This window comes from Pedococcus sp. (genome assembly GCF_036554925.1).
GTDB lineage: Bacteria > Actinomycetota > Actinomycetes > Actinomycetales > Dermatophilaceae > Pedococcus_A.
The window spans coordinates 35,439-42,050 of the sequence record NZ_DATBMI010000069.1 but is presented as its reverse complement, the minus strand read 5'-3'; the positions used below and the strand labels follow the sequence as shown (position 1 = coordinate 42,050).

At 72.2% G+C, this 6,612-nt stretch carries 7 protein-coding genes; 5 read left to right on the top strand and 2 right to left on the bottom strand.

Annotated features, from left to right (window positions below; all coding sequences use genetic code 11):
- Nucleotides 1-739 (top strand): ABC transporter permease (locus VIB11_RS06255; RefSeq protein ID WP_414695772.1); only part of this gene is annotated, 739 nt, incomplete at its 5' end.
- On the top strand, nt 739-1,188 hold the full coding sequence (locus tag VIB11_RS06250) for a cytidine deaminase (protein ID WP_332029422.1): 450 nt from the start codon (nt 739-741) through the stop codon (nt 1,186-1,188). The genes VIB11_RS06255 and VIB11_RS06250, both read left to right, overlap by 1 nt.
- A gap of 102 nt (nt 1,189-1,290) precedes the next feature.
- Here VIB11_RS06250 and VIB11_RS06245 read toward each other — a convergent pair whose 3' ends face one another.
- Nucleotides 1,291-2,817, bottom strand: coding sequence for an SDR family oxidoreductase (locus tag VIB11_RS06245; protein ID WP_332029420.1), 1,527 nt, complete (start codon nt 2,815-2,817; stop codon nt 1,291-1,293).
- Between the two features lie 67 nt (nt 2,818-2,884).
- Between VIB11_RS06245 and VIB11_RS06240 the strand changes: the two genes are divergently transcribed.
- From VIB11_RS06240 to VIB11_RS06230, 3 genes are all read left to right on the top strand, one after another.
- Nucleotides 2,885-4,174 (top strand): thymidine phosphorylase, encoded by a 1,290-nt coding sequence (locus tag VIB11_RS06240; protein ID WP_332029418.1) that lies wholly within the window; start codon nt 2,885-2,887, stop codon nt 4,172-4,174.
- 24 nt (nt 4,175-4,198) lie between these two features.
- Nucleotides 4,199-4,558, top strand: coding sequence for a cupin domain-containing protein (locus VIB11_RS06235; protein ID WP_332029415.1), 360 nt, complete (start codon nt 4,199-4,201; stop codon nt 4,556-4,558).
- A 74-nt stretch (nt 4,559-4,632) separates the two neighbouring features.
- Nucleotides 4,633-5,754 (top strand): adenosine deaminase, encoded by a 1,122-nt coding sequence (locus VIB11_RS06230; protein WP_332029427.1) that lies wholly within the window; start codon nt 4,633-4,635, stop codon nt 5,752-5,754.
- On the opposite strand, the gene VIB11_RS06225 is transcribed toward VIB11_RS06230, so the two are convergent.
- Nucleotides 5,751-6,599 carry an RDD family protein gene (locus VIB11_RS06225; protein ID WP_332029414.1) on the bottom strand — a complete coding sequence of 283 codons (849 nt, stop codon included), beginning with the start codon at nt 6,597-6,599 and terminating at the stop codon, nt 5,751-5,753. The two genes, VIB11_RS06230 and VIB11_RS06225, sit on opposite strands and share 4 nt — an antisense overlap.
- Nucleotides 6,600-6,612: the final 13 nt, after the last annotated feature.

The following is a 6,612-nucleotide window of genomic DNA, read 5'->3' as shown; positions in this document are numbered from 1 at the left end:
CGTCTCGCTGCCCGGCATCTCGGACGCCCTCGGCACCCTCGAGCAGCAGGACATCTTCTTCATCTCCGACCTCGCCGGCATCATCCGCGGCTTCGTCACCAACGTCTCGGTGCTCACCCTCATCGCGGTCGGCCTGTTCGTCCTCACGGCGTGGGTCCTCTGGCGCTCCTCCTTCGGCCTGCGCCTGCGCTCCTGCGGTGAGTCGCCGGTGGCGGCGGAGAGCCTCGGCATCAACGTCTACCGGTACAAGTTCCTCGCCGTGCTGATCTCGGGCGGTCTCGCCGGCCTCGGTGGCGGGTTCCTCGCCCTCGTGGCGGCGAACGTCTACCGCGACGGCCAGACCGGTGGCCGAGGCTACATCGGCCTTGCGGCCATGATCTTCGGCAACTGGCGCCCGGGCGGCCTGATGGCCGGTGCCGGTCTGTTCGGCTACACCGACGCGATCCAGCTGCGTGGCGGCGGGACCACCGTCCACGCGCTGCTCCTGCTCCTCGCCGTCCTCCTGCTCGCGATCGGCATCTGGCAGATCGTGCGCAACAAGCGGATGGTCCAGGGCAGCCTGGCCATCGTGGCGGCCGTGCTCACCGCGATCTACTACATCGGGACGGAGACCGTCCCCGGCGAGCTCGTGGGCATGACGCCGTACGTCACCACGCTGCTGGTGCTCGCGTTCGCCTCCCAGCGACTACGCATGCCGGCCGCCGACGGGCAGGTCTACCGCAAGGGCGAGGGCCACTAGTGGCCGAGCACGCACGGCACCAGTCGACCCCGCCGCAGGGTGGGGTCGACTGGTCGGCCCTCCAGGCCGAGGCGGTGAAGGTCATGCACCGGGCCTACGCGCCCTACTCGCACTTCGCGGTGGGGGTGGCGGGCCTGGTCGACGACGGCAGGGTCGTCGTGGGCTGCAACGTCGAGAACGCCGCCTACGGCGTGGGGCTGTGCGCCGAGTGCGGGATGGTGTCCCAGCTGCACGCCACCGGCGGCGGTCGCCTGGTCGCGGTCTCGTGCGTCGGCGACGACGGCCAGCCGCTCATGCCGTGTGGCCGGTGCCGGCAGCTGCTCTGGGAGAACGGCGGCCCGCAGTGCCTGCTGCTCACGCCGGAGGGCGTGCTCCCGATGAGTGACGTCCTGCCCCAGGCGTTCGGGCCCGACAACCTCGACGCCGCAGCCGCCCGCAGCCACGACTGAACGTCGTCCGCTCAGCAGAGGTTGCTGCCCGCGGGTTATTCAGCAACCTGCCCTGACGGCAGCAACCTCTGCTAGCAGCGGTTGCTGCAGGGGAGCCGTGGGTCAGGAGGCCTTGCCGGAGGCCCGCCACCGCGGCTCTCCTCCAGCCTGCTCCGCGGCCTCGGCGGCGGCCGCGATGTTGCGCTGCATCCCCCCGAAGACGATGCCGTGGAAGGGGTAGACGGCGGCCCAGTACGCGTGGCCGGCCAGCCCTCTGGGGTGGAACAGCGCCCGCTGCCGGAAGACGGTGCGGCCGCGGCTGTCCTCGTCGACGACGAGCTCGAGCCAGGCCAGGCCGGGCAGGCGCATCTCGGCCCGCAGCCGCAGCAGGTGGAGGTCCTCGATCTCCTCGACCCGCCACCAGTCGAGGGCGTCGCCGACGGCGAGGTCGTGGGGGTGGCGCCGCCCGCGCCGCAGGCCCGGCCCGCCGAAGACCCGGTCCATCAGGCCGCGGGCCATCCAGCCGAGCCGCCAGGAGTACCAGCCGTTGTCGCCGCCGATGCCCTCGATGACGGACCACAGGGACTCTCGGCTCGCCTGCACCACGCTGGAGCGGTCGTCGACGTAGAGCGAGCCTCCGGCCCAGTCCGGGTCGCTGGGCAGCGGGTCGCTCGGCGCGCCGAGCGTGGCGGCCGACGACCACCGGGTGGCGACCTCGAGGTCGTGGATCTTCGCCAGCGCCAGCTCGACCGCCCGCTCGAAGCCGGCGAGGCCCTCGGCCGGGTCGGGGACGTAGTGCGCGATGTCGTGCTCCTGGCAGACGACGTCGTGCACGAGGGAGTCGACCAGCGGCCGGGCGATGCCGTTGGGCACGGGCGTGACCAGGCCCACCCAGTGGCTCGACAGCGATGGCGTGAGGAGGGGCACCGGGACGATGCGGCGCGGCGCCAGCCCCGCCACGGCGGCATACCGCTGCATCATGTCGCGGTAGGTGAGGACGTCGGGCCCACCGATGTCGAAGGCGCGGCTGACGTCGCCGGGCATCGACGCCGACCCCACCAGGTAGTGGAGGACGTCGCGGACGGCGATCGGCTGGATCCGGGACTCCAGCCACTTCGGGGTGATCATCACCGGCAGCCGCTCGGTGAGGTAGCGGAGCATCTCGAAGGACGCCGACCCGGAGCCGAGGATGACGGCCGCCTGCAGCACGGTCGTCGGCACGCCGCTGGCCAGCAGGATGTCGCCCACCTCCTTGCGCGACCCGAGGTGGGGGGAGAGCCGTTCGCCCTCCGGGTGGAGGCCGCCGAGGTAGACGACCCTGGAGACACCGGCCTCCCGGGCCGCCCGGGCGAACGTGCGCGCCGTGTGCCGGTCGCGCGCCTCGAAGTCACGGCCGGAGCCGAGCGAGTGGATGAGGTAGTAGGCGACGTCGACTCCCTCCATGGCCCTGGCCATGGACTCCGCGTCGGAGGCATCGCCCTGCACGACCTCCACTCCCTCGGCATCGCGCCACGGCTGGTCGCGCAGGCGCTCGGGGTGGCGTGCGACCGCGCGCACGGCATACCCGGCCTTGAGCAGCTCCGGGACCAGCCGGCCGCCGATGTAGCCGGTGACCCCGGTGACGAGTGCGAGCCGCTGTCCAGACGCCATGCCGACAGTCTGCGCCACCCTCGCCGGGGCCGCGCGACCACCGGGGGCCATCTGTGATGATGTGCCCGTGAGCGAATCATTCGATGCAGTCGACGTCATCATCACCAAGCGCGGCCGGGGCGAGCTGTCGGACGGCCAGATCGACTGGGTCATCGACGCCTATACCCGGGGCGTGGTCGCCGACGAACAGATGTCCTCGCTCGCGATGTCCATCCTGCTCAACGGCATGAACCGCCGAGAGATCGCCCGCTGGACGCAGGCGATGATCAACAGCGGGGAGCGGATGGACTTCTCCTCGCTCTCGCGTCCCACCGCCGACAAGCACTCGACCGGCGGCGTCGGCGACAAGATCACGCTGCCGCTCGCGCCGCTGGTCGCCGCCTGCGGGGTGGCCGTCCCGCAGCTGTCCGGGCGAGGCCTGGGCCACACCGGGGGCACCCTCGACAAGCTCGAGTCGATCCCGGGCTGGCGGGCGCTGCTGAGCAACGACGAGATGATGCGCCAGCTCGAGGACGTCGGCGCGGTCATCTGCGCCGCGGGAGACGGCCTGGCCCCGGCCGACAAGAAGCTCTACGCGCTGCGTGACGTCACCGGGACCGTGGAGGCGATCCCGCTGATCGCCTCGTCGATCATGAGCAAGAAGATCGCCGAGGGCACGGGCGCGCTGGTGCTCGACGTCAAGGTCGGCAGTGGCGCCTTCATGAAGGACGTCGACAGCGCCCGCGAGCTCGCCCGGACCATGGTGGCGCTCGGCACCGACGCGGGCGTGAAGACCGTGGCGATGCTGACCAACATGCAGACGCCGCTGGGCCTCACCGCGGGCAACGCCCTCGAGGTGCGCGAGTCCGTGGAGGTGCTGGCCGGCGGCGGGCCCGAGGACGTCGTGGAGCTCACCCTGACCCTTGCGCGCGAGATGCTCGCGGCGGCGGGCAAGGACGACGTCGACCCGGCCGACGCCCTGAAGGACGGTCGGGCGATGGATGTCTGGAAGGCGATGATCCGCGCCCAGGGCGGCGACCCGGACGCCGAGCTGCCCACGGCGAAGGAGACCCACGAGGTGCTCGCACCGGCCGACGGCGTGCTCACCGAGCTCGACGCCTACAAGGTGGGAGTTGCGGCCTGGCGACTCGGCGCCGGCCGGGCGCGCAAGGAGGACGCCGTGCAGGCCGGTGCGGGTGTCGAGATGCACTACAAGCCGGGTGCCACGGTGCGCTCGGGGGAGCGGCTGCTGACCCTGCACACCGACACCCCGGAGAAGTTCGACCGGGCGCTCGAGGTGCTGGACGGGGCGTTCACCATCGCGCCGGAGGGCTCGCGCCCCGACCTGCTGCCCCTGGTCATCGACCGCGTCGGCTGACCGGACCCCGGCTAGGGTTTGCCCATGCCACGTCTGATCACGTCCCCGACCTCCATCCCCGTCCCCGGCGGCAAGATCATCAACGAGCACGTGGGGCGGGTGAACAGCGGCACCGAGGCGGTCTCGGTCGCCCACATGGTGGCCCCGCCCGGGTGGGAGGAGCCCGCCCAGACCCCTGACTTCGACGAGGTCACGCTGGTGCTCAAGGGCGAAGTGGTCGTCGAGCACGAGGGCGGACCCACGACGGTCGCCGCGGGCCAGTCGATCATCACCTCGGCGGGGGAGAGGGTGCGCTACTCCTGCGGGCCGGAGGGCGCCGAGTACGTCGCGGTCTGCCTTCCCGCCTTCTCGCCCGAGCTCGTCAACCGTGAGGACGAGGCGTGATCTTCAAGCGACGCGAGGACGGCGACGCGGGCGTGGCCACCGGAGTCGTGCAGGAGGAGGCAGGGGCTGCCGAGCTGAGCCTGGCCGAGAAGATCCAGCGGGCGCCCAAGGCGCTGCTGCACGACCACCTCGACGGGGGCCTGCGGCCCGAGACGATCCTCGAGATCGCCGACGAGGTCGGGTATGCCGCGCTGCCGGCCTCGGACGCCGAGAGCCTCGGTGCGTGGTTCCGTGAGAGCGCGGACTCCGGCTCGCTCGAGCGGTACCTCGAGACCTTCGACCACACCATCGCGGTCATGCAGACCGCGGAGGGCCTCCGCAGGGTGGCGCGGGAGTGCGTCCTCGACCTCGCGCTGGACGGGGTCGTCTACGCCGAGAGCCGCTACGCCCCCGAGCAGCACATCGAGGGCGGGCTACAGCTCGAGGACGTGATCGAGGCCGTCAACGAGGGCTTCCGGGAGGGCGAGGGGCTCGCCGCCGAGGCGGGGCACCCGATCCGCGTCACGGCGCTGCTGACGGCGATGCGCCACGCCGCCAAGAGCACCGAGATCGCCGAGCTCGCCGTGCGGTACCGCGACCAGGGCGTCGCCGGCTTCGACATCGCCGGTGCCGAGGCCGGCTTCCCCCCGACGCGCCACCTCGACGCCTTCGAGTACCTCCGCCGCGAGAACGCCCACTTCACGATCCACGCGGGCGAGGCCTTCGGCCTGCCGAGCATCTGGGAGGCGATCCAGTGGTGCGGTGCCGATCGGCTCGGCCACGGCGTGCGGATCGTCGACGACATCACCGTGCGCGACCGGGCCTTCGGGGACGACGTCGCGGCGGCGATCGCAGCGGACCCCTCCGAGGTGCACCTCGGGCGCCTCGCGGCGTACGTGAGGGACATGCGCATCCCCCTGGAGATGTGCCCCACCAGCAACGTGCAGACGGGTGCCGCGGACTCCGTTGCCCTGCACCCGATCTCGCTGTTGAAGCGGCTGCGGTTCCGGGTCACGGTCAACACCGACAACCGGCTCATGAGCGGCACCAGCATGAGCCGGGAGTTGGGTCTGCTGGTCGGCGAGGCCGGGTGGACCCTCGAGGACCTCCGCTGGGTGACGATCAACGCGATGAAGTCCGCGTTCATCCCCTTCGACGAGCGCCTGGCGATCATCGAGGACGTCGTCAAGCCGGGGTACGCGGAGCTCCTCGGCTAGAACCGGTGCGGCGTACGGTGGGTCGGCGACGGGGCCAGCGGGTCGGCGGGCACGACGCGCTCGCGCAGCTGCTGCTCGCGGGCCAGGCGCGCGGCGTCGCGGCTGCGGCGCTCGGCCATCACCGCCATGAGCACCCACTCGGGGTGGTTGCCCTCCGGCGGCGCCGGCGCCACGAAGGGGCGCGCCTCGGCCAGCAGCCGCCGGCCGAGCTCCTCGCGGACGTGCGGGGCGAAGCTGCCGGTGCGCGAGAGGAACTGCCGGATGGTGGCCGCGAGGGTGTCCGGCAGCGGGGCGATGTCGGCGGTCGCCGCCCAGGACGCGAGGTGCGGCGGCATCTGCGGGGGTGGTGGCAGCGCCACGCGCTGCCGGTCGCGGACGACGTAGGTGCCGGCCAGCAGGTCGCCGAAGCGCTTCCCGCGCTGGTTGAAGACGGCGCAGAGCAGCGCCGGCATGCCGAGGCAGCCGTACACCTCGACGACCCCCACCATGGCGCGGGTGAGGGCGTGGCGGAAGGAGATCGGGCCCGCGTCGTCGCGGACGGTCCGCAGCCCCAGTGCGTAGTGGCCGACGGTCTTGCCGCGCGTCAGTGTCTCCAGCGTGGTGGGGATCGCCACCAGGGCGGCGACCATGGAGATGGTGATCGCCGCGCCGATGAGGGCGTCGTCACCCGACCCGGCGAGGGCGTAGGCGGCGAACTGCAGCACGTACAGCGCGCCGAAGCCGATGAGCAGGTCGATCAGGCCCGAGCCGATCCGCAGCCCGAGGCCGGCGTGCGGGAGGTCCAGGGCGACCGCCTCGCCGGTGACGAGATCGTCGGCACCGACACCGACAGTGCTGCTCCCCATGGCCGCTCACCCT